The 21630-nt window shown below is 56.3% G+C and carries 19 protein-coding genes, 1 tRNA gene and 3 pseudogenes; 11 read left to right on the top strand and 12 right to left on the bottom strand.

The genetic code is table 11. The annotated features are described in order from the left end of the window. Positions 1-393: 393 nt before the first annotated feature. Genes ABLV49_RS25520 through ABLV49_RS25510 form a run of 3 tightly spaced genes read right to left on the bottom strand, consistent with a single transcriptional unit; the run spans position 394 to position 2329 of the window. Positions 394-1152 carry a hypothetical protein gene (locus ABLV49_RS25520; RefSeq protein WP_349283169.1) on the bottom strand — a complete coding sequence of 253 codons (759 nt, stop codon included), beginning with the start codon at positions 1150-1152 and terminating at the stop codon, positions 394-396. After that, positions 1152-1886: a hypothetical protein gene (locus ABLV49_RS25515; RefSeq protein ID WP_349283167.1), complete on the bottom strand. Its 735-nt coding sequence runs from the start codon at positions 1884-1886 to the stop codon at positions 1152-1154. Before ABLV49_RS25515 ends, ABLV49_RS25520 begins: the two co-directional genes overlap by 1 nt. Positions 1887-1903: 17 nt before the next feature. Continuing rightward, complete coding sequence (locus ABLV49_RS25510) at positions 1904-2329, bottom strand: hypothetical protein (protein WP_349283166.1); 426 nt, start codon at positions 2327-2329, stop codon at positions 1904-1906. Positions 2330-2703: 374 nt separating this feature from the next. Between ABLV49_RS25510 and ABLV49_RS25505 the strand changes: the two genes are divergently transcribed. Together ABLV49_RS25505 and ABLV49_RS25500 are read left to right on the top strand one after the other, a co-directional pair. Next, positions 2704-3072, top strand: a complete 369-nt coding sequence (locus tag ABLV49_RS25505; RefSeq protein ID WP_349283164.1) for a plasmid mobilization protein — start codon at positions 2704-2706, stop codon at positions 3070-3072. Then, complete coding sequence (locus ABLV49_RS25500) at positions 3073-7551, top strand: AAA family ATPase (RefSeq protein ID WP_349283162.1); 4479 nt, start codon at positions 3073-3075, stop codon at positions 7549-7551. Between the two features lie 98 nt (positions 7552-7649). Here ABLV49_RS25500 and ABLV49_RS25495 read toward each other — a convergent pair. Beyond that, a pseudogene (locus tag ABLV49_RS25495) lies at positions 7650-7775 on the bottom strand (type II toxin-antitoxin system HigB family toxin); the annotation flags it as partial. Here ABLV49_RS25495 and ABLV49_RS25490 point away from each other — a divergent pair. Beyond that, positions 7775-8035, top strand: coding sequence for a hypothetical protein (locus ABLV49_RS25490; RefSeq protein WP_349283161.1), 261 nt, complete (start codon positions 7775-7777; stop codon positions 8033-8035). The pseudogene ABLV49_RS25495 and the gene ABLV49_RS25490 sit on opposite strands and share 1 nt — an antisense overlap. Positions 8036-8234: 199 nt before the next feature. Here ABLV49_RS25490 and ABLV49_RS25485 read toward each other — a convergent pair whose 3' ends face one another. After that, positions 8235-8528: a type II toxin-antitoxin system RelE/ParE family toxin gene (locus ABLV49_RS25485; RefSeq protein WP_349283159.1), complete on the bottom strand. Its 294-nt coding sequence runs from the start codon at positions 8526-8528 to the stop codon at positions 8235-8237. Between the two features lie 4 nt (positions 8529-8532). Continuing rightward, the gene (locus ABLV49_RS25480) at positions 8533-8751 is read right to left on the bottom strand and encodes a TA system antitoxin ParD family protein (RefSeq protein WP_348535239.1); all 219 of its coding nucleotides are present in this window, start codon (positions 8749-8751) and stop codon (positions 8533-8535) included. Between the two features lie 365 nt (positions 8752-9116). Between ABLV49_RS25480 and ABLV49_RS25475 the strand changes: the two genes are divergently transcribed. Together ABLV49_RS25475 and ABLV49_RS25470 are read left to right on the top strand one after the other, a co-directional pair. Further along, positions 9117-10442 carry an IS4 family transposase gene (locus tag ABLV49_RS25475; RefSeq protein ID WP_349283155.1) on the top strand — a complete coding sequence of 442 codons (1326 nt, stop codon included), beginning with the start codon at positions 9117-9119 and terminating at the stop codon, positions 10440-10442. Positions 10443-10469: 27 nt separating this feature from the next. After that, a pseudogene (locus ABLV49_RS25470) lies at positions 10470-10635 on the top strand (IS5/IS1182 family transposase); the annotation flags it as partial. A 666-nt stretch (positions 10636-11301) separates the two neighbouring features. Here ABLV49_RS25470 and ABLV49_RS25460 read toward each other — a convergent pair. Further along, positions 11302-12444: an alkene reductase gene (locus ABLV49_RS25460; RefSeq protein WP_349283153.1), complete on the bottom strand. Its 1143-nt coding sequence runs from the start codon at positions 12442-12444 to the stop codon at positions 11302-11304. 199 nt (positions 12445-12643) lie between these two features. On the opposite strand from ABLV49_RS25460, the gene ABLV49_RS25455 reads away from it, so the two are divergent. The 3 genes from ABLV49_RS25455 to ABLV49_RS25445 all read left to right on the top strand — a co-directional run bounded on the left by ABLV49_RS25455 (position 12644) and on the right by ABLV49_RS25445 (position 14986). Then, positions 12644-13567 (top strand): LysR family transcriptional regulator, encoded by a 924-nt coding sequence (locus ABLV49_RS25455; protein WP_349283151.1) that lies wholly within the window; start codon positions 12644-12646, stop codon positions 13565-13567. A gap of 730 nt (positions 13568-14297) precedes the next feature. Further along, entirely contained in the window at positions 14298-14558 is a 261-nt protein-coding gene (locus ABLV49_RS25450; protein WP_349283150.1) for a type II toxin-antitoxin system prevent-host-death family antitoxin, read from the top strand. A gap of 5 nt (positions 14559-14563) precedes the next feature. Continuing rightward, the gene (locus ABLV49_RS25445; RefSeq protein ID WP_349283148.1) at positions 14564-14986 is read left to right on the top strand and encodes a type II toxin-antitoxin system VapC family toxin; all 423 of its coding nucleotides are present in this window, start codon (positions 14564-14566) and stop codon (positions 14984-14986) included. Between the two features lie 100 nt (positions 14987-15086). Here the strand turns inward: ABLV49_RS25445 and ABLV49_RS25440 are convergent, their stop codons facing one another. From ABLV49_RS25440 to ABLV49_RS25425, 4 genes are all read right to left on the bottom strand, one after another. Continuing rightward, complete coding sequence (locus tag ABLV49_RS25440; protein WP_349283147.1) at positions 15087-15284, bottom strand: hypothetical protein; 198 nt, start codon at positions 15282-15284, stop codon at positions 15087-15089. Positions 15285-15738: 454 nt separating this feature from the next. Next, complete coding sequence (locus tag ABLV49_RS25435) at positions 15739-16371, bottom strand: glutathione S-transferase family protein (protein WP_349283145.1); 633 nt, start codon at positions 16369-16371, stop codon at positions 15739-15741. A gap of 45 nt (positions 16372-16416) precedes the next feature. Next, the gene (gene yghU / locus ABLV49_RS25430) at positions 16417-17292 is read right to left on the bottom strand and encodes a glutathione-dependent disulfide-bond oxidoreductase (protein ID WP_349283143.1); all 876 of its coding nucleotides are present in this window, start codon (positions 17290-17292) and stop codon (positions 16417-16419) included. Between the two features lie 347 nt (positions 17293-17639). Beyond that, positions 17640-18089 carry an RNA recognition motif domain-containing protein gene (locus ABLV49_RS25425; RefSeq protein WP_349283142.1) on the bottom strand — a complete coding sequence of 150 codons (450 nt, stop codon included), beginning with the start codon at positions 18087-18089 and terminating at the stop codon, positions 17640-17642. Positions 18090-18415: 326 nt separating this feature from the next. On the opposite strand from ABLV49_RS25425, the gene ABLV49_RS25420 reads away from it, so the two are divergent. Together ABLV49_RS25420 and ABLV49_RS25415 are read left to right on the top strand one after the other, a co-directional pair. Then, positions 18416-18562, top strand: coding sequence for a hypothetical protein (locus tag ABLV49_RS25420; RefSeq protein WP_349283140.1), 147 nt, complete (start codon positions 18416-18418; stop codon positions 18560-18562). 204 nt (positions 18563-18766) lie between these two features. Beyond that, positions 18767-18843: transfer RNA gene (locus tag ABLV49_RS25415), tRNA-Met, on the top strand. A gap of 232 nt (positions 18844-19075) precedes the next feature. On the opposite strand, the gene ABLV49_RS25410 is transcribed toward ABLV49_RS25415, so the two are convergent. Beyond that, on the bottom strand, positions 19076-19438 hold the full coding sequence (locus ABLV49_RS25410; RefSeq protein ID WP_349283138.1) for an H-NS histone family protein: 363 nt from the start codon (positions 19436-19438) through the stop codon (positions 19076-19078). A 1040-nt stretch (positions 19439-20478) separates the two neighbouring features. Between ABLV49_RS25410 and ABLV49_RS25405 the strand changes: the two are divergent. Further along, positions 20479-20910 (top strand): annotated as a pseudogene (locus tag ABLV49_RS25405) (barstar family protein); the annotation flags it as partial. Positions 20911-21630 lie beyond the last annotated feature (720 nt).

Raw genomic sequence — 21630 nt, 5'->3', positions numbered from 1 at the left:
CATGTAGCCTGGCTACTTTTGTCACTTCTTTAATTTCTATTGTTTATTTCTGATAAAAATTCAAAACATGTTGCTGCCCTTGTTTTGAAAAAAGCATCGTTGTCACAAGGTCTGTGCTCATCATGACGTTTTTAGCAGGGCTAATTTTTTATGCATTGCACTCAGCCAAAAGTTGTTAACTTACTGTTGAGGCATACTTTTGCGGCAAAAGATACGTGGGTGTCCAATACTTTGAGTGCTGTGGAAGAGGGCGGATTGCGCCCAGATGGCTATCCAGATTTCAGGACGTGAAGGGCTGAGCCGCCTTTTACATGTTGGTAGTGATGATGTCTGGCTAGTACAGATCAGTGTGATAAGCCGTGCCTCATCATTGAGGCGATCAAAAACAGCCACTTATTTCCAAAGTTTGATAATTTTTTCTTGTGTCTTTGCATCCAGTTGTGGATAAATCTCCTTAAATTTGGCGCCATGCGCTGCCAATGCTGCTTGTCCAGCATCTTTACCTGCTGCGCGCTGACTCATGTAAAGCACCAAACCACCTGCACTAATTGTTGATGCCAACACGGCCAGCAAGACAAACTCCCAGGTACTAATTGGTCGGTGCTGGGATGCACTTATTTGCAACGCCAGGTCATATTTTTTGACGGCTTTTTCGGCGCCTTCTACGCATTGCTTTACATCCTTGATGAACATGTCTTTGATATTAGCGAACGATTTATTGGCATCCGCGATGCTGTCCAGCGCCTCTTCAAACTTGCGTTCGATCCCCTTGAGTGCGCCCTCAACAGCGACTTGACTCGCATGATGAGTACTGTCTGCAATGGCATTAATTTCCTCTATTGACATCTCTTTGCTCGCTGCTGCAAATACCTTAATCTGGGCGTTTGTCTTCGCTTCAATCTGCACCATTGATACCGCCAATTGGTCTTGAATCAATGTGACTTGAGTTGCCTTGAGTGCTTCAGCCTCGGTAATCAGATTAGTCAGTGCGCAAGCGAACTGTTTTTTTGTATCGTCTATCTGGAAACCAATAAATTCCTGATGCTTCAGTTGAAATTCGATACGACCCTGCAGATTATCAATATTGCGTGTCACAACATCAATTTCTCCCATTATCTGGGAAGCAATAGAATCGGTTAGCTGTTGTGCCATTAATAATTCTCTTCAAACAAGACTTCAAACACCGTATCGAATTCTGTCAGAACAGGCTTGACAGAACTTTGAGCACGCATTAATTTGGTTAATTCAAGACGCCGTGCTTCATTTTCAATCGGCGTTGCTCTGAATTCACTGCGGTAATCTGATGTGTCACCACACATGACTGAAAATGTTTTTTTAACCTCACTCAACGCTGCAAAGGCAGGGGAGTTGTGAATGACCGCACGCTTGTCCAGGGTAAAAAAACCATCCATCTGATGGGCTTTGATGATTTTTCGCATTTCATATTCAAGGTCATCATTCACAGCCAATTTATTGAAAAGCACTTTGATTCGCTCAGGCTCGACACCTTGTTTATTCAACAATTCAACCAAGGATAAAAATTCATCAATTGCATCTGATTTTTTATCGGTCGCTTCAATCGGAATTATAAAATAATCATAATCCCTGTGCGCGCCTGGTTGCTGTGCCAATGCCAGCATAAAAGCTTCGACGTTCGAGGCTCCAACATCGATAATTCCTGAATTGACCTTGGCCAATTCATTTTGAAGCTTGACAATATCCTGTCCCTTCATTTTCACGACTTCGGTTTCAGACATGCCAGACAGGTTAATGGTCTCAAGCCGGTAAATTTTGGCGTTAGGCATGCGAGGCGCCAGAACATTATTGACAAATGTGGATTTACCGACTTTGCCCGTAAGAGCCAAAACACAAACAATTTTTTTCATCTTAAAATTTTCTTTGGTTAATCATCGTATCGAGAGAAGTCTTTTATTTCCGAGAATGAGTTTTTCACATCGTCGGATGTAATTGCTGCTCGTTTTTTTGGCGTTGCCGCTACACCTGCCGGTTTCCCCTTATTCAACAAAACCGGTGCAGCCGGGGTGGTGCACTGCTCTGAATTTTTCGTGTTCGCCTCCCTTTGGGCCGCTATCGTTTTTTGAATTCCTTTCTTTTTTCTGATCTGGGACAGGTAGCTTGTCAGGTTGCCAGGCTTCAAGGCAAAGCCGCGTTCATTGAGGCGAGCCTCAATATATTTCATCCGGATACCTGCTTGTTGCAGCTCAACGATCTCTTTATAGACCTCCCAAATCTGGACCATCTTGCTTCGCTCCGTGTCTGTCTCAAGTAAGCTTTTTAAGTCTGCAACGACATCTTCCTTTCTTGCCATGTGGCTTCCTGAATCCGATATTTTTCCTGGCAGTGAATCATTAAATTGACTGACTTGTGTTTAATAAGTGTCGCCAATCATTAAATATAGCATTAATTATTTATTTGGTTTTATTATTATTTAATGTAGTTTTGACCATGCAATGGTGACGAAATTTCAAAAATTGTGCATGAATAAATAACTTTGGCATTTTTTATCATTAACGAATAATTTGTATTTTGTTGTCTATGATTGAGTATTTCACGGCCTAGAATTTAGGCACGACAGTCTGTATACGAACGCTGCGCTTATCGTATCCAGACCGTGCCAAAGGGTGTCCCCTTTGATCCCCTAATACCGATACCAAACAGCCGTGCTACGCACAGGAGCCAGGAATGTCCAGGACAGCAGACGCAGGCGGCAACTATCCGCACCTTTATTCATTTAGATTGAGTCATGAGGATGCCGATGTTTGGGATGCCAAGATTGCCCGGTCGGGCATGAAGATTTCAGAATTCATGCGCGAAGCCGTCATCAACAATGAGACGGTGATCGTTGGTCAAAAACGCATGGTCAAGCACATTGCGTCCGATCCAGACATGCACCGCCGCAACTTCTTGCTGGCGGCCAGCAGCCGCAACCTGAACCAAATTGCGCACCGGCTCAATTCTGACAATCTCGTCGGATTGGTCACTCCTGCCACCTATGCCTCAATTCTGGACGAGCTACTGACTATTTCAGTGACCATAAAAAAGGCATTTTGAATGGCCGTCTTTGCCTTTGGTGGCGGTAATTCAGGGATTAAAGAATATTTTGAAGATGGTAAAAAACAAGGCCGGACTTTGTCACGCGATCAAATCGATCAGCGCATTGTGTTGGAAGGTGACCTGGACATATGCGACAGCATTATCCATTCAAGAGACTCTGAACACGAGCGCTACGATCACATTACCTTGTCTTTTAAAGAAAAGGATATTTCAATAGAGGTATTACAGGCCATCACGGCTGACTTTAAAAACTTCATCAACCAAGCCTTTGGTGAAGATGAGATCTATTTATATGCTGAAGCCCATATGCCGAAAATGGCCACTGAGCAAAAGTGGAACTCCAAAACAAAGCTGTATGAGACGGTTGCGCGTTATCCGCACATCCACTTTGTTATTCCCAAATCAAATCTAGTCACAGGCAAGCGTGAGTCGGTCTTTGAAATGCTCACTGCCAAATATGCATCCAAAGACAAGACAATGGATGTGATTGATGCGTTTCAGGAATCCATCAATCAAAAATATGGATTGGCTTCACCCAAGGACAACCGTAGAACCGAGTTCACCAGCGAAGCAGACATTATTTCTCGGATCAAGGAAGATGTGTTTACCGGCCGAAATCAAAACATATTGGCAATGGTCCGCGATCAGATGATGGCGCAGAAGATTGAAAGCCCGCAAGCCTTCATGGCGATGCTCAAAACCATGGGTGAAGTAAGTGAAGGCAAGGGTGGGGAATACCTGCAACTGAAGCTGCCTGGCGAAAAGCAAAATGTCCGCCTCAAGGATTACCAGTTCAGTTCCGAATTCGTGTCCAAGCCCATGCAAGAGAAGGTTGATTTCTATGCAAGGAGATCAAACCAGCAGAGCCCGGAGCAGATCCAGGCGGCAAAAACCAGGCGAGATCTTTTGCTGCAAAAGTGGCGCGACAGGGCGCGTGAAATCAAGTACCTCACCCCGTCATCTAAATTTTATCTGCAGCATTATGTGAAAGCGACTGACAAGCAAAAAACGTACCTGCTCGACAGGATTGAAGTTGCCCATTTTGTTGAGCTTGAAAGCACCTTTGGCTACGTCAACCCTAAAAAAAACGAGGCCGCCATCGAACGGCTGGCCGGACCGCAGGTTTTAGCACAGTCACAGATCGACGCGCTGGTTAAATACATGAACGTGTTTCAAGTGGAGCAGGCCGCCCACCACACGCACATTGAAGACTTCACCAGTGCCAGGCTGAACGCAACGTACCTTCGCACCACCGACCAGCTGCTCGAAGCCAACGCCGCCGGGGAGCAGATCATGGCTGCACCCGGCGAAGTCATCGACACCCTGACGTTCAACCAGTCGCACTTTTCAGAAGCCACATTGGAGCGCCACCTTCTCAAAAACACGGACGGCCACGCGCAATACGAAGCCGCCATGAAAGCGGTGCTGGCCTGCCCTGCGCTGGTCATTCACAGCAACAATGAGCGCGGGATGCAGTTCACATCCAGCGCCATTGTTGCCATTGAAAAGCGTCTGACCGAGCGGGCCGAGCGCATGGCCCGCGCTCCTGTCAAAGCCGTGTCAGCTGCCCAACAACAGGCCGTCATCGACGCCAAGCCCTTCAACCAAGGCCAGCGCGAAGCTTTCAAGCTGCTGTGCTCAGGAAAGCAGCTGGTCGTGGTCAATGGCGCTGCAGGCACCGGGAAATCGTTCGTCCTGGCCGCGATGCGCCAAGCCTACCAAAAAGAGGGCTTCACTGTCTATGGTGCGATCTTGCAAGGCAAGACCGCCGAAGACCTGGAGCGCGATTCCGGCATTCAATCTCGCACGATTGCCCGAATGCTGATAGACCTCCAAAAAGGCAATCTCACGCTGGACGCCCAAAGCGTGCTGGTGGTTGACGAAGCCGGGATGGTCGGATCGCGCGACCTTGAAAAACTCATGGCTTATACAGAAGCTGCAGGCGCACGCCTTCGCTTGGTGGGCGACGCCAGGCAGCTCGCCGCCGTCGAGTATGGCAATGCGTTTGTAGAGGTCAGCGAACGCGCCGAAGTCGCCAGCCTGAGCGAAATCATGCGCCAGAAAACCCAGTGGCAGCGCCAGGCTTCCCAGAAGTTCGCCGTTCACGACATTGAAGGCCTGCAGGACTATGCCGAGCAGGGCTGCGTCCACCTTGAAGACACCGAGAAGGATGCACAAATTGCGCTGGTCCGGGCCTGGAGCACCCACCGCATCATGAACCCTGCGCAAAGCCGCATTGTGCTGGTTCACACCAATGCCAGCCGCATCGAGCTCAACGAGCTGATGCGGGCCGAACTCAAAAAGCAGCGCCAGCTCAAAAGCGAAATCGACGTGACCACCAGCCGGGGCACACTCCCCATGGCCGTGGGGGAAAAGGTCATGTTCACCAAAGCCGACCGCGATCTGGATGTGAAAAATGGCAGCACCGGCACCGTGTCCAAAATCAGTGCAGAAGGCACCGTGACCATCATCCTTGAGGGTGGTGGCCGCACCACTGAATTCCGAGCGCAGCAAGAGGCCGATAAAGGCGTCCACATCGATTATGGGTATGCCGTCACCGTCCACAAATCCCAGGGCATGACCGTTGACGCCGCATTTGTCCTGGCCGACAAAAGCATGACCAAAGAAAATTTGGGCGTCGCCATGACCCGGCACCGGCACGAGGCCAGCATTTACGCCAGCGCCGAGCAGTTCGCCACCCTCCCTGAAATGGTCAAAGCCCTGGACCGCACCGGCCAAAAAGCCTTCACAGCCGGCCGTGAGTGGACTTCGGAGCACCGCCAGGAGGATTCGATGATGGGCCAATACGTGGCCAACATGAACGCGGCCAAGGTCATCGAGCGGGCGGCGCAGACCGCCCAGTACCAGGAAATCGTCGCCCACCTGGAGGCCGGGCGGGTGCTCGATCATGTGAGCAAATCGCATGGTCTGGACACCAGCCGCTGCACCATCGTGACCAATGGCGCCGGAAAGCAGCGCATCCAGGTCGGCGACCAAGTGATGGACGCCGCCGCTTTCCTGACCCAGGCCATGCACCTGGACTACCGGATGGAAGCCGCGCCGATCTTGAAGCAGTGTTACGCCGAGCAGCTTGCCAAAGCCTACTCGCAGCCGCGCCGCGAGCCCGGCCAGGTCATTGACCAAACCCTTCAGCGGGAGTTCGCAGAACACCTGAAAGCCCGGGATGCGCAGTTCAAAGCAGCGCGCCAAGCCATTGACGAACACAAACGTCAAGCCAAGGCCGTCATTGGGGAATCAGAGGCACCAGAAGCCGTTAAAGCCGAGCGCCAGGCCGCGCTGACCAGACAGATCACATCAGATAAAAAGGAACTTATCGCTGCGCATGACAAACCCAACGCCGACCTCTACAAAGACTTTTTAGCCGCCCAGGCGCCGCAATCGGCAAGGCACCTGGACGAACTCGCCCGCGTGTCCCTCACCCGGGCAGACAAAGCGCGCCTTGCTGCCATCCAGATGGCCCAAGGCATCACGCCGGGCTTGTCTCACCTGACCCCGCAACAGCTTCACAAAGGAATTTCCCATGTCCTCAGCCGAACTCCAGACCAAGGCCGGCCTCCTGCCCATATCCTTGCCCGCAACAGACGGGAGGCTGGCGCCCGCGCTCGATTTGCCGACGACCTCGCCCGTGCTCAAGAACGCCCCGCAGCACCTCAAACCGACCCAGCCAGTGGTGTGCATGAACTGCCCGCTGGCCGTGTGGATGCTGCTGGACCACACCGTGGAATGCTATTGCCGGGCGCTTTACATGACGGTCTGGGACACCTACCAGCCGGGCAACATCACAATGTGCGACGCGCCGGAGCAGGTAAGACAAGCCGCGTTGAGCTAGTCGACGCAATCAAACCAGCTGCGCCAGTGTTGACCCTGGCCTCCGAGCAGGCCGGCGCAGAGGCCGCCCAGGGTGTTCAAGAGGCGATGGCACGGGTCAAAGAAGCCGCTGCCCAGGCCGCTCAAGCCGAAGCGCACCGTCTGGAGCAAGAAGAAAAAACCCAAGCCGGGCAAGATGCCCAGGCTGAAATCGCTGAGGCTCAAAAAGTGGTGGGCGCCGAGAACGCTGCCGAAGAATACCGGCTTTCAGAACCTGCCCAGCTGGCTGATATTCACCAGCAGATTGATGCGGCCAGAGCAGCAGCCGACCAGCACAGCGTGATGGCACGGTTAAAAACGCCCGAGGCCTACCATGACATCCCGGCCAGCGGCGTTGTCGTGGCTTCCAACGAGGTGTTCGTGGCCGTGCGCTGGCAGGACAAAGTGAGGCTGTACAAGACAGCCGAACTCACTGAAAAGCTCGAATATGACGGCATCGACACCGGTCACGGGCGGTTTGCACCTGGTAACCAGATCGAAAGCAAGGACGGGGAGGGCGGCATGAGAACGTTCCTTAGCGAAGAGCGCGAAGCCATGCAAAACGAGGAGAAAAAGCAGCGCGAGCGTGGCAAAAAACTCGGACGCTAAACCCAATCAGAAAGAGTCATGGCAATTTTGGAAAACCACGAGGTGCTGCACCATTTGCCAGTAGTCACTCCAATTGAACAGGAAGCCCGAGCGTCAGTTCAGACGTCCACAGCGTCATATTGCGCATGAGTGCCAATGAACTTCACATACACGAATCCCACGTTGTGGGCTACAGCAACTATCAAGCGGGACTCATTGCCCTTGAGGTTAAACACCACGCGCCGTGCTGGCCAGCCGCCTGCTCGCCAGCCTGGACGCGCTGCGCGTGGCCTGCTGGCCCTACCTTGGCGCCATCGCCCTGGTCGAGCGCGACGGGAAGGACTGCCAGTTCCATGTCATCCGCAATTGGCATTACCTGGGCAGCGCCGCCAGCGAAGCCCAGGCCCGCCAGCTCGACACGGTGGCTGCCCGCTTTGATGCCGACGACTACAACATCCTGTGCAAGCCGGTCATCAGCGGCCGGGCCGAGATCATCCTGTTGTGAAGCTGGTGAACGAGTCAGCTCCTCAATTGTTCTAGCCCCTGTTGGGGCAGAACAGCCCGTGCTTATTCGGTTGTCACAGATGTCAACGTATTACCCCCGTAGATTATGTTAAATGCTTGTCAATTTTCCGGCCTTGTCTTCCGACCCATTGCGTGCCTGCATAGTTCAGGCGAATCAAGAATTCCGGGTCGCATCGGGATCAACTCGCTCGCTTGAGTTGCGAGTAGAAGTTTTCGTGCGGCCCCACAGCGAGCAACACCACTTCGTCAGGTGCCCGCTTGTCAGGATTCAAGCTGTACGCCAGCAACGTTTCTTGATTGTTGAGTTTGAATTTATAGACAAAAACCCCCGACAGGTCACCTTTTTTTTCTTCGCCAATCGTCGGATCATCGGCAACATTCCTGACCGCCTGGTCCAATATCTTCTTTTCTTTTGCGTGAAGCTTCTTCGCGATGCGGGCAAACGACGGTGTCGTGAGAATGGCCAATGGCATCCGGCTAACCGAATGTGTACGCTGAAACCCGGCCCGCTTTGGCCTCCTCAAGCGACAGCATCGTGTCCTGAATCAATCGCAGCGGGAGTTCCGGGTTTTCCAAAACGGCCTTCCCAATACGTGCCCAATACTCGATTTGCTTGGGCACAGAGCGGTGTTCGGCCGCCGCAACGGCTTTTGCGTCCTGCACCAATTCATCCGACAATTTCAAAGCAACAGCCATGTTCATCCCCTTGTTTGAATGGGTGTAATATGACATAAAATGCAACCTTTTACAACCAATCCAAATAGTGGAGCTTAGCCGGGCGCCAGGTTTTTGCTGAAGGTCTGCTTTGAGAACTCGCTGCAGTGCTGGGCGAGCGTGATCTGAAGCCGCCATGGATTGTGTTTTCCGACACCGGGAGGGTTCAATGAAAGTCAGTGAGTTGATCGCACGGCTGCAGATGATGCCGCAAGAACTCGAAGTGATGCTGCCCTGTGAATCAGGCGTCAATCACGCCATGGGGACCCGATACCAACCCAGTCAGCCCCATCCCATTACACACATGTCCGTAACATAGGCATCGGAGTAATTAAAGGGGCAAGTGGATGGGCTGGGCGCAACAGGAATTCGAGACGATTGATTTAGGTGACCCGCGTCTGAACCGGCGCGCCGTGCTGCTGGCCGAGCGGCTGGGGCAAAAGCCCGGAGCGAGCATTCCCGGGGCGTGCGAGAACTGGGCCGAGACGGCAGCGGCCTACCGGTTTCTGCGCAACGAGCAAGTCAGCTGTGAAGAGGTGATGGCGGCCCACCGCCAGGCGACGGTGACCCGTATCCGCGAGCACGCGGTAGTGCTGTGCCTGCAGGACACGACCGAGCTGGACTACAACGGGCAGGCGATGACGGGCCTGGGGCCGCTGAGCTACGAGGCCCAGCGCGGATTGCTCCTGCACCCAACCTACGTGGTCACGCCCCAGCGCGAGCCGCTGGGGGTGATGAACTGCTGGACCTGGGCGCGCGAGTTCAAGACGGGCGATGCGCCGCGCGGCGGCGTGCTCGAAAGCCTGCGCTGGGTGGAAAGTTACGAGCGCATTGCCGAGCAGGCCCGCGAGCTGCCCGGCACGCGCCATGTGTGCATCGGCGACCGCGAGTCGGACATCCTGGCGCTGCTGTTGATGGCCCGCAAGATGAACCATGCGGCCGACTACCTGGTGCGCTGCCAGCACAACCGGGTGCTGCCCGAAGGGGGCAAGCTGTGGGATGAAGTCATGGTCAGCGCGCCGCTGGGGCATATCCGCTTCGAGATGCCGGCCGGTCGCGGACGCAAGGCCCGCGCGGTCGAGCAGGAGGTGCGCGCCCAGCGCATCGTGCTGCCCGACCGCCAGGGTGGCCAGCTCGAAGTGACTTGCCTCATTGCGTCAGAAATCAACGCGCCCGCGGGCGCCAAGCCGGTGGTCTGGCGCCTGCTGACCAACCGGGTGGCATCCACGCTGCAGGACGCAGTGGAGCTCGTCAATTGGTACCGCGCTCGGTGGGAAATTGAGCTTTTTTTCCTGGTACTCAAGGAGGGCTGCCGGGTCGAGCGCTTGCAGCTGGCCGACACCGAACGGCTGCAAACCGCGCTGGCGCTGTACATGGTCATTGCCTGGCGCATCAACCGCTTGATGCGGCTGGGGCGCACCTTGCCCGATTTACCGGCCGACCTGTTGTTCGAGCCCGACGAGTGGCGAGCGGCGTTCATCCTGAACAAAAAGCCCGTGCCCCGGCAGACGCCCACGCTCAATACCGTGGTGCGCCTGATTGCCCAGCGCGGGGGATTTCTGGGCAGAAAGCACGATGGCGAACCGGGCGCCAGGACGATTTGGCTGGGCATGCAGGAGATTGCCGTCTTCGTCGAGGGTGCCCGTTATGCCCGGCAGTTCAACGATGGGTGACTTGTGTGCAATGAGATGAGTCAGCCCATGCGCGGAGCCGACACCTTCACTGAAAGTCCCTTCACGCTGCACCGACTGGAGGACTTTGTCCCGGGCAACCATCCGCCTGCGCCCGATACGCCGGATGGCCAACGAGGCGTGTGTGTTGATGAGCGGGCTGTTTGCCATCCTGCACGAGGCGCAAACCCCAGGCCTGCAAGGCGTTAGAAAGTCCGGACCAATGCTAGTTTTCCTCGATACCGAGTTCACGAATTTTGTCCGGCCCGACCTCATCAGCATTGCGCTGGTGGCCGAAGATGGCCGCGAGTTCTACGCCGAGCGCACTGACTATCACCGGGACGCTTGCAGTAGTTTTGTCCGTGAAACGGTTTTAACCTTGCTGGATCGGGTTCCTGGTGCGCTATGCAGCCGCGCCGAGTTAACGCTTCGCTTGCGGGACTGGTTTGAGACGCTACCGGAACCGGCCACAATCATCTATGACTTCGAAGGCGATTGGCTGCTACTGGCCGACGCCTACTTTGGCCGCTACCACCGGCAACCACCCGCCAACGTGGGCGACAAGCTGCACTTGGATGGCTATGCCATCACGCACCCGGTCTTTGAGCGGGCACAGAACCACCTCTATACCCAAGACTGGCCCCCACACCATGCGCTTGCCGATGCACGGGCGCTCATGGCTGGTTATCGCGCCTGGCACAAATTCATGCAGCCAATCTGGTCAATCCAATGACAAGGGACAACTGGCGTTATGTCAAGCTGGAGTGTTTGCAGCATTGAACCACTGGCTGCAATGCAGCGGTTGCTGCCGGTCACCACCGGCAGCTTCTGGGAAGTTCAATTCCTACGTCTAGCCTTGAAATCAGGCCATGGCCTCGGCCGCCTCGTACGGCGGGTAGTCGATGTAACCCTTGGCGGTGCCACCGTAGAACGTGGCGCGGTCGGGTGGAGACAGTGGCCAGTTGTTCTGCAGTCGCGCCACAAGGTCAGGATTGCTGATGAAGTTGGTCCCGAATGCGGCCAAGTCGATAGTGCCGGCGGAGATCATTTTTTCGGCGCGCTCACGAGTCATCCCGCCGGCCAAAATCAGGGCGGTCTCAGGCAGCTGCGCCTTGATAGTACGCAAAAGTGCGTCAAAACCGGATTCCGATCCGCCGTCCACCTGCTTATTGCCTACAGCGAAGCCGGACTGGTTCATCACGTGGACATACGCCAGCCTTCGTGCCCCGAGCTCGCGTGCCAGGGTTGTATACGTCTGGTCAATTGCAGGATGAAGGGGCATATCGAAGAGCTGTCCGTAGGGGGAAATTCGAATGCCAACCCTTTTTTCGCCAATGCGGGCAATGACGGCATCGACCACCTCCAGCGTGAAACGCAGTCTGTCGGTCATGCTGTGAGCGGCATACTGGTCTGTGCGGTCATTGACCAGCGGGTTCATGAATTGCTCAAACAGATAGCCGTTCGCACCATGAATTTCCACGCCATCAAAACCCGCCTCAACCGCGTTCTCCGCGGCCTGCGCAAAATCCTGAACGATTCGCGAAACCTCGTCTGTGGTGAGTTGGCGCGGTACCGGGGTTTCGACAAGATTCGGCTCGCCCTCTTCGTCGTAGCCAAACGCCGTCGCGCCGATGGCCTGTTTGGAGCTCGCGCTGACAGGCGCCTTTCCGCCTTCCTGGATCGAAGTGTGGGACACGCGGCCGACATGCCAGATCTGCGCAAAGATGCGTCCACCGACAGCGTGCACAGAGTCGGTGGTCAGGCGCCATCCCGCGATTTGCTCCGCGGTGAAGATGCCGGGATTGAACAGATAGCCTTGGCCCTCTCGGGAAATCGGTGTTCCCTCGCTTACGATGAGGCCCGCGGTCGCGCGCTGGGCATAGTACAGGGCCACTCGTTCATCGGCCACATCCCGCGGAGCGCGTGAGCGAGTCAGCGGGGCCATGACGACGCGGTTGCGAAGCTGTCGGCCGGATAAATCAAAGGGGTTAAACAAGTTATTCATTACGTAGGGGGGTTACTGATTAAAAAGATGCGGGCTGGGTCACTGCTTACGTGCGTGTAAGTGTGTGCAAAAGCCAGACGTCTATCGTAGTCAGATGCTTGAAAAGCTACAATCTCTCCATAAAACAAAACAATATTGCTGTTATCGCAATTCTGGCTACATCACATCGTGTCTGTCATCCTGCTTCCGGAGGCAAAAAATGCAGCTGAACGCCCTTCGGTACTTCACGATGGTTGGTGCGACCGGAAGCTTCGCCGGCACAGCCCGCCACTTCCAGGTTCCAGCCTCATCGGTCTCGCGCTTCATCTCGGCGCTGGAGCGCGAGGTCGGCCAACAACTTTTCTATCGCAACACACGCTCGGTGCGGCTGACTGAGGCGGGCGAGCGGTACTACCTGCAAATCAGGGAGGTCCTGGACGCTCTCGATCTCGCCACCGAGCAGGCCGGGGGCAAGGATGCGGGGGTGCGGGGCCTGGTTCGTATCAATGCGCCTGTTGCGCTGGGCAGGTTGCACATCTCCGAGATGGTCAATCAGCTGCAAGCAACCTATCCGGACTTGAGCGTCGAACTGACCTTGACCGACGCATTCATCGATCCAGTGCAGGAGGGCATCGACATCACGGTCCGGATAGGGACACTGTCAGACTCCGGGCTGATTGCCAGGCGCGTCGGTGTGCATAAGAATTTGCTCTGCGCGAGTCCTGCATACCTCCGAAAGCACGGCAAACCGAAGACCCCGCAGGACCTGGAAGGGCACAGTTGTCTGGTCTATAAAGGCCACTCCGGGGCGCAGCGTTGGTATTTCCGGCGTGACCAAGGAGACAAGCCGGTGGTCTTCCAGCCAGAAGGAGCGCTTCGAAGCAATAACGCTGAGGTCCTCGTCGCTGCCGCCTTGGCGGGCCGTGGTCTGGTGTTGTTCCCGACGTGGATTTTCGAGCGCGACAGTTTTCGGAACAGGAAACTGGTCAAGCTACTTCCGGATTGGGTCGGCACCGTCGATGCCGTGCCGCCCGAGATTCACCTTGTCTCTCCTGAGAATCGACTTCGATCCCACAAGGTGCGAACGGTATTGGACTTCATTCTGGCCAAAATTGGCAGTCCACCGTACTGGGATGCGATCTGAGGTCAGTTGAGCAACCGCGACTGGATGACTGCGTGGGATCGAGCCGCTGCCGCTCGACACAAGGAAGGTTTGAAATACGACTCGACCGGCCGTCGACGTCACTGTCGTTCGGACAAACGTCAGCTTTTCAGGAAGAGCTGTAGCGCAAGATATCAGCGTTCGCGGCAAAGTGGCCGTAGTGGATTTTCGGCGAACGACCGCTTCTGGCCGGCTGCGGGTTCTGGTCCCCGTGAATTCATCGCCATATTGCCGACGATCAAGATGCCGGAGTCAATGTCTGGTTTGGAGTTGGCAGTTTGAATAGTTGTATGTCGGCAGCCAGTCTTTTGCAGTCACTCACAAAACACGATCAGGCATAAGGTTTCGTCAATAAAACGGTCCGGATACTGTTGGCGAATTCGACCACGGGCTGAGAACTGCGAAAAAGTCGTAGCAACACGGTGAATTCTGATCGCGACAAATTCATTTTTAGAGGGTTACCGAGCACTCTAAGCTCTCGTTTCGCCTGGCTGGCACCTTGATCGCTCAGTTCGCCAACAGTATCCGGTCCGTTTATTGGCACTGAGTTTTTGGACTGAAAAGTGTCAATAAATCCGTTCAGAAAACAATGGCAGGAAAGGGAACCCATCGTTCGAACGGTGTCTCAAGGGCAAGCGCAAAAGTAAACAAATTGACAGCTTGAAGTGTTTGTCGTAACATACAAACATTGTTCCCTAGACAGGAGATCATCATGTCAGTCCACACGTTTTCCAGCCGGGACTTCACGCGCGACGTATCGGCGGCCAAACGCGCCGCTACCCAAGGGCCGGTGTTCATCACGGATCGGGGGCGCCCAGCCTTTGCACTGCTCAGAATCGAGGACTACTACCGCATCGCCGGCCATGGTGAGGCGACGCTTCTTGGCGTCATGGATGGCATTCCTGGTGGGGAAGCCATCGAGTTTGAACCGCCACGACTGGACATCCAGATGCGGCCAGCGGCATTTGACTGAGCGTGATGTTCCTTCTCGACACCAATGTGGTTTCTGAATTGCGCCATGGCAAGCCCAACCAGTCGCCCGAAGTGCGCCAGTGGGCTGCAAAGCAGTCCACCGGCAGGCTGTTCCTGTCGGCCATCACGATCCTGGAGTTGGAGCAAGGCATCTTGGCGCTGGAGCGCCGCACGCCGCCGCAGGGCAGTGCATTGCGCAGCTGGCTAACCGGCGTTCGGGCCGCATTCGAAGGCCGCGTCCTGCCGTTCACAGACCACACCGCGATCCTGTGCGCTTCACTTCATGTGCCCAATCCTCGCTCGGAGCGAGACGCCATGATTGCTGCCACGGCCATTGAGCATGGTTTCACAGTAGTCACGCGCAACACGCAGGATTTTGTCAATACAGGCGTGCTGCTCTTCAATCCCTGGCACGAAGCGGCAGCGTAAGATTTTTTCCGCTATTTGCGCTAAATGTCGAGCTTGGCATGCTTGGCAGCCACGCACTTGGCGACGGGAATTATGTTCAATTCACTGGCAGCCTCTGAGTTCATCTTGAATGCTCGGTCAACTGGGCGATGGAAAGACCGGGCCTCTCGTCATCCCACGCCATGGCGCTCATTTTCCAGCCTTCAATCGTGTTGACAAACTGCGTGGTGATCATCCCTCGGGCTTCGAACGGCTTTGCACTCAATGTGCCGGATTTGGCATAGGCACTGAATCGATGCGCCACGTTGCCGAAGATCACGGTGGATTCCCAGAATCTCGGACTCATGAAACCGCGTGAGCGTGCCCGAGCTCACCAGCGCCTCGCGTGGCGCAATGAACTCTTGAACGGATGAGATCTCGGGTGTCGAGCCGACGTTCTTGATGAGCAAGCCGCGTTCGATGAACAAGCCCGCAATGCTTGCGTACGAAGGCGCTTCGCCGGGCTTGAAAGAGACAGCCTGCAAGAACTTCATGGTGAGACGGTCCAGTTCGGCCTTGACCGGGCTGTGTTCCAGAGGGTTCATGTGTTTTGCGTCTGTCAGGCGGTTTTACGCGTCCTCGACGCGGGCACCATAACGGTCAATGGTTCGGCGCCAGGCTGCTTGCGATTTGCAGCGTTTGGGATCGGTCAATTTAGCGCGAGTGCGCCATAAAGGCAAGGCCTGGTGCCGCAGGCCACCAATCATTGAGCTGATCTCCTGGGCATTGCGCGTCTAGACAGACATCGACGGCCGCTGGGCCATTGCCGCTCGCCAGCGCTGCAGGTGCGGGTGTTGTTCGCCCGGCTTGATTCTCACAACGCGTGCAAAGTCAACGGCCACCACCGCAGTGATGTCGGCCACGCTGAAACTATCGGTGGCGATGAAATCCCGGTCAGCCAGGCGCTCGTTCAGCATGACAAAGAACTGCTGCACCCTGGCCAGGCCGCGCTGCGCCAGTTCGGGAATCTGCGGATAGTCCATCGGTCCTGGCAACGCCCGGTTGGCCATGCTTGGGGCACTGTTGCGCAGTGCTTCGGCGACGGCCATCAGCCCTTCGGACTCGACGCGCCAGTTCCAGCTGGCAATGTGCGCCTTGTCGTTCGGGGTGGTGCCCAGCAGCGGCGGCTGCGGGTAACGCGCCTCCAGGTAGGCCGCGATCGCCGCGTTGTCGGTCAGCACGGCCCCCTCTTCAGTGCGCAGCGCTGGGACCGTGCACTGCGGATTGATTTTTTGGTAGGCGCCGCTCAATTGCTCGGAATTCCTCAGGTCCACCTGGACCGTCTCGTAGGCAACGCCCTTTTCGGCGAGCAGAATACGGGCGCGGCGCGGGCTGGGCGCGGTGGCGCAGTCGTAAAGAGTGATCATGGTTGCATTCCGCTTGGAGGACAGGACAGGAAAGTCAACTGAGCATCAAGGCGGCGCGGCCAGCTTGTCCTGGGTCTGGGTGTCGAAGTCGCCGGCATCGTGGCGCTCGTGCAATTGGTTTGACAGCGCGCCCATGGTGCGGTTGACCATGCGGCCGCGCTGGACGGCCGGACGCTGGGCAACCTGGTTCGTCCAGCGCAGCACATGGCTGTACGCCTGAACCTGCAGGAATTCACCCGCATCGTAGAGCTGACCCTTGACCAGCGTGCCGTACCAGGGCCACACCGCCATGTCGGCCACGGTGTACTCGTCCCCCGCCAGATAAGCGCTCTCGGCAAGGTGACGGTCGAGCACGTCAAGCTGGCGCTTGACCTCCATCGCGTACCGATCGATCGCGTATTCTATTTTTGTTGGCGCGTACGCGTAGAAGTGACCGAATCCCCCGCCCAGAAAAGGCGCGCTGCCCATCTGCCAGAACAGCCAGGACAGGCACTCGGCGCGCCTGGGACCGTCCGCGGGAAGAAAGGCGCCGAACTTCTCGGCCAGATACATCAGGATCGCGCCGGACTCAAACACCCGGACCGGCGTCGGTGCGCTGCGGTCCACCAGCGCCGGGATCTTGGCGTTTGGATTGGCCGAGACGAAACCGCTGCCGAACTGGTCGCCGTCCTGGATGCGGATCAGCCAGGCGTCGTACTCGGCGCCCGTGTGCCCCGCTGCCAGCAGCTCCTCGAGCATCACCGTCACCTTGACGCCGTTGGGCGTGCCCAGCGAATACAGCTGCAGCGGATGGCGCCCGACCGGCAGCGCCTTGTCATGGGTCGGGCCCGCGGTCGGCCGATTGATGCTGGCAAAGCGGCTACCGCTTTCCTTGATGCCGGACCAGACCTGGGGCGACGTGTAAGAGCAAGAGTTGTCCATGGGCAAGGCAGTTTGTCGTGATGGAAGCCTGTTGTCACGCGAGGGTTCCAGGCGCATGGTACGCCGATCGCCGTCAATGGAGGTTTGATCCCTGCAGGCGATGCTGGCTGTCCCGCTTCAAAAGACTGCACTTCTTGCGCTGAGCCGATCTTGCGGCTTGCAGGGAGAGGCGACTCAAATCGACAGCAGGGGACAATTGTGCGTGGGCGCCAACCTGCACAGGCCCTTCAAGGTAAAAAGGCTTCCAAACCGAAGTTCCGAAGCCTTGTATGCTTTGCTTTGCTCAGCGCAAGGCCAGGGCAGCTGGTGTCAAGCGCCAACTTTGCCGTTGGCCGGGTGGGCAGGGCTCAGTAGCCGCCGCGACCACCACCGCCGCCGTAGCCACCGCCGCCAGAACGGTCCCCACCGCCATAGCCGCCCCCACCAGAACGGCCACCGCCGCCGCCATAGCCGCCTCCACCGCCGGAACGATCACCGCCACCATAACCGCCTCCGCCAGAACGCTCGCCACCGCCGCCGCCAAAGCCGCCGGTGCGTGGGGGACGCGCCTCCATCGGACGGGCTTCGTTCACGGTGATGCTGCGACCGCCCAAAGGCTGGCCGTTCATGCCGTTGATGGCCGCTTGCGCTTGGGCGTCGTTGGCCATCTCGACAAAGCCAAAGCCCTTGGAGCGACCCGTGTCGCGCTCCATCATGACTTTGGCGCTGGTGACCGCGCCGAACTGGCCAAACGATTGCTGCAGGTCCTCGTCACGCACCGTGTAAGGCAGGTTGCCGACGTATAGTTTGTTGCCCATGAAGGGACTCCTCGAAAAACACAAAAAACAAAAGTGATGGGGTCTAGAGAGCACAACACAGAACAAAAGTAGCGCCGTCGCCTCCGAAACTGACCGATCACCTGACTCTGTGCGAGTGTTTTGCCACCCGCACAGTTGAAATTATGCGTCAGCCCAGCGCGGGTCAACAGCATCCCTTGCCCGCAACCTGCGTGTCCAGCGGCAGAAACGCACGGTCCAGCCGAAATCATTCAGCATCCCGTTTCTCCATCCAGTTTCATTATCAATACTGACCGAGCTGTCCATGAGCGTTCAGCGCTATCATCCGCGCGTAAATTTCCCTGAACTTGCTGGCGCGCAGCAGCCAGCTCTTTTCGCTCGGCAAGTCCGGTGGCTGGGCCATCGGGTTGCAGATGTTCTTCCTGGTGACGGCGCTGGTGGTGGCTGTGACGCACCAAGCCTCCCGCAGCAAGCTTGCAGTGCAAGCCGAGTAAGCTTTCATGCCCTGGCTGACTGCCCTGCTGGTATCTAGCCGGCAGCCATCAAGGCACTGGTGTTCTCGCTGGAGTTGGGCTTTCAGACGATGAGGAACCAACCCCAGTGCTGCCGTACAATGGAGGCATCGTGCAACTGCCCTGTGTCGGGACAGCAGCACAACAGCGATCAGGCCTTGCAGGCAAATTCGCTTTCGAAATTTCCGCGCGGTGGAGCAGCCTGGTAGCTCGTTGGGCTCATAACCCAAAGGTCGTAAGTTCAAATCTTGCCCGCGCAACCAAGACAAAAGCCTCAGCGCGCATCCATGTGCTGAGGCTTTTTGTTTGGCGGGCAGCTTGCCTAGCATGCGACGCAATTCAAACGGTTTTGCCAAGTGGTGCGCACCTTCACCGCTTTCACTTGGCAAGCCGGCCATGGAGTGAGTGAGCGCTCTTTATCCAGCCAGCTTGACGCCATGCATGCAAAAGCGGCCCGATTCAAGCCGTCTGGGATGCCTTTGTTGAAACCTGGCCCTACGCTGCCGTGTCCTGGCGGATGAGAAAATCTTCCCGGGTTTTGCCTCCCGCCAGCAACGCATTGAGCCACTTGGGCGCGGTTCCGCGGCCGGTCCACTCCTGGCCCTCGGGTCCGCGGTATTTTGCTGGCGAGGGCACGGCCGGCTTCTTGCCTTTTGCCGGACTCGCCGCCTTGGCCAGCGGCTGCCTCGGTTTTTGCGCCCTGGCAGCCGGACGGCTCAGCTCTTCGGCGGTGATGCCGTAGGCGGCCATCTGTTCGCGCAGTTCGGCAAGCACGGCGGGCCGGTTCTTTTTCTGCAGATCCGCAGCCTGCTTTTCCATGTCGGCGATTTGCTGGCGGAGCTTGACGAGTTCATTCATGTTGGGTTTTTCTAAAGTTGAGCCAAGCGCCTATCCTACTGCGCCTGGGGAGCGCGCGCCTTCGTTGTTCTGTTTACTCGAGGGCTTTGACGCATCGGCGAATAGGCGCTAAATCTCGATGAGGCCGGCAATAAAAAAGTGGGAATCGCGCGTACTGGAGCGATTGCCCGTGAGGGGAAGCAGGCAGCACTCCCCCTGGGTGCTTCGTTGCAGTCATGGATGCTTTTGACATGACAACAAGAATTTCTTGCTCAGCATCACTGCGTAAAATGTAGGCAAGCTTGCAAAAGTCGCCCCGTGCCTGCCTTTGGACGGCTTTGGGGCCCCTCATCAACAAAGTTATCCACAAGAAAAGTGAATAACTTTGACAACTTCGTCTTTGTGGGTTGGGTGCCTGCGCCTACAACGTGACCATCGCGCAGATCAACCGGATGATCGAGATCGAACTGCTGGGCGATCACGAGCTGCCGACACTGCTGCACCCGAAGAACCGCATCATGTCAATATGGCCCGCGGCTTGCGTATAAACCCTATATGGGGCAAACTACCCGCCAGCATTAGGAAAAACCTTAGTTTTTTTTGTTCAATCAGGTAGACCCACTGGGCTGCAAAGTCCGTGCAAATAGTCGCGCCTGTATCCTGCAGCCTTAGAGGTATCGAACAGTTCTTATCCACCCCACTTCCTGACGACTCGGTGTGCAGCGCAAGGCAGTAGTTTGGCGAGCCTACCAGCTTGGTGCCGGCAAGCTCAGCACGTTTGTTGATTTGGAATTCTTTGCATGTTGACCTCCCTCTTTTGTCGGGCCTCGATCCACCCTGCCAATCCGTCTGGTATGCGCTGGCGCAGGCGTGTCGAACCTGTCGAAATCACTGTCTAGGCCTGTTGTGCTCGGCGGCATGCCAGTGGTAGAAATCGAAATTTCGACGAATTCCGTTCGAGCCAGACCTGAAGCCCCGAGTTTTTTTACTTTATCCATGATCGATTCGCGCATGAGGCGGCTACCTCGATCATCAATCATCAACCAATCCCACCTGCTCTTATGTTGACCTACGAACTCACTGACCCAAGACCGAAGAACGACGTTCCCTTGAAGGGTGTGCGTCCCAACATCGTGCAGGGCATACGTGCTTTGAGCCGGCAGGAATTGCAAGCGGCAGCAGCCCTACTCGGTCATACTTTTTTGTATGCCGACCTGGGCAATGCCACATGCAAGCAGGACATCCTGGACATGCTCGCTGCGCAGTGCGCCTTGCCGGGGCAGTCCTCCAAGAGCATGGAGACGCTGTCCAGAGGGCTGACCGAGCACATGCCCAAACCGCCGGCACAACTCGGCTTTATCGTGGTGATCGAACGGATCCCGGCGCATGCCAAGTTTGACAAGGAAACGCGCGAGCAACTCCTGGACATTTTTCGGGATGCCGCTGACTACTGGTCTGAACGCAAGCTTCCCTTCCGATGCTTTTATACCTTTGCAGTCGCGCGTAAACCGGTCCCCGTTCCCGCAGGCCAAAAAAACCTCCTCAAGCCGATCCTCATGGAGGGCGACGAGCCCATGCCGACCGATAAGTTGTGCGACGTCTCACCCCTGGCGCTGCGCATGAGCAGCCCGTTCAATGCGCGTTACTGGCGCTCGGCAGCATAAATATAAATAGCTTCAAATGCAGCAGCGCTTCGCTTTGGGGTTCCAGCGCCACGACTCTCCCATAGGCTCAAGCCCAGGACCTTGCGCACCATCGCAAGCCTGATGGGGCAAGTCTGCATAGCGGCCATCAAAGTGTTGCACAAGCAGGCGATTGATGGCCTCTCATGATGGGCTTTCGTTGCGCTGGCAGGAGCGCAGAGACCGGTCAGTCCCGGATTTTAAAGATCAGCACCATGACGACCTGAAAACGGCGACCGCTCGCCAGTACCAAACTCAGCACCGCGCAAGGCGACGCTGCGCCAGCGTAAAAAGTCGGCTGGACCACGGGATGGTGACGGTGCATGAATGCGCTATGGACGAATGCAACTCCGTCAGTGCGATGCAGCCGTCATGGACTGATGGCAATTTCGTGCGTTAGCCCGAAGCGGGCAGTGCACCCATTTCGCTTCCCGGTGCTTGATGAACCCAGGCCAGAAAAATTGCCTTCTTGCCTTGGTGGCAGATTCCTACACGGCACGGCTTTCTGGTCGCGCACATTGAAGGTAGCTA

Origin of the sequence: Polaromonas hydrogenivorans, from assembly GCF_040105105.1 — a bacterium.
Taxonomy (GTDB): Bacteria; Pseudomonadota; Gammaproteobacteria; order Burkholderiales; family Burkholderiaceae_C; genus Polaromonas; species Polaromonas hydrogenivorans.
Note: the sequence above shows the minus strand (reverse complement) of the source record. Positions and strands in the feature narration are given on the sequence as shown.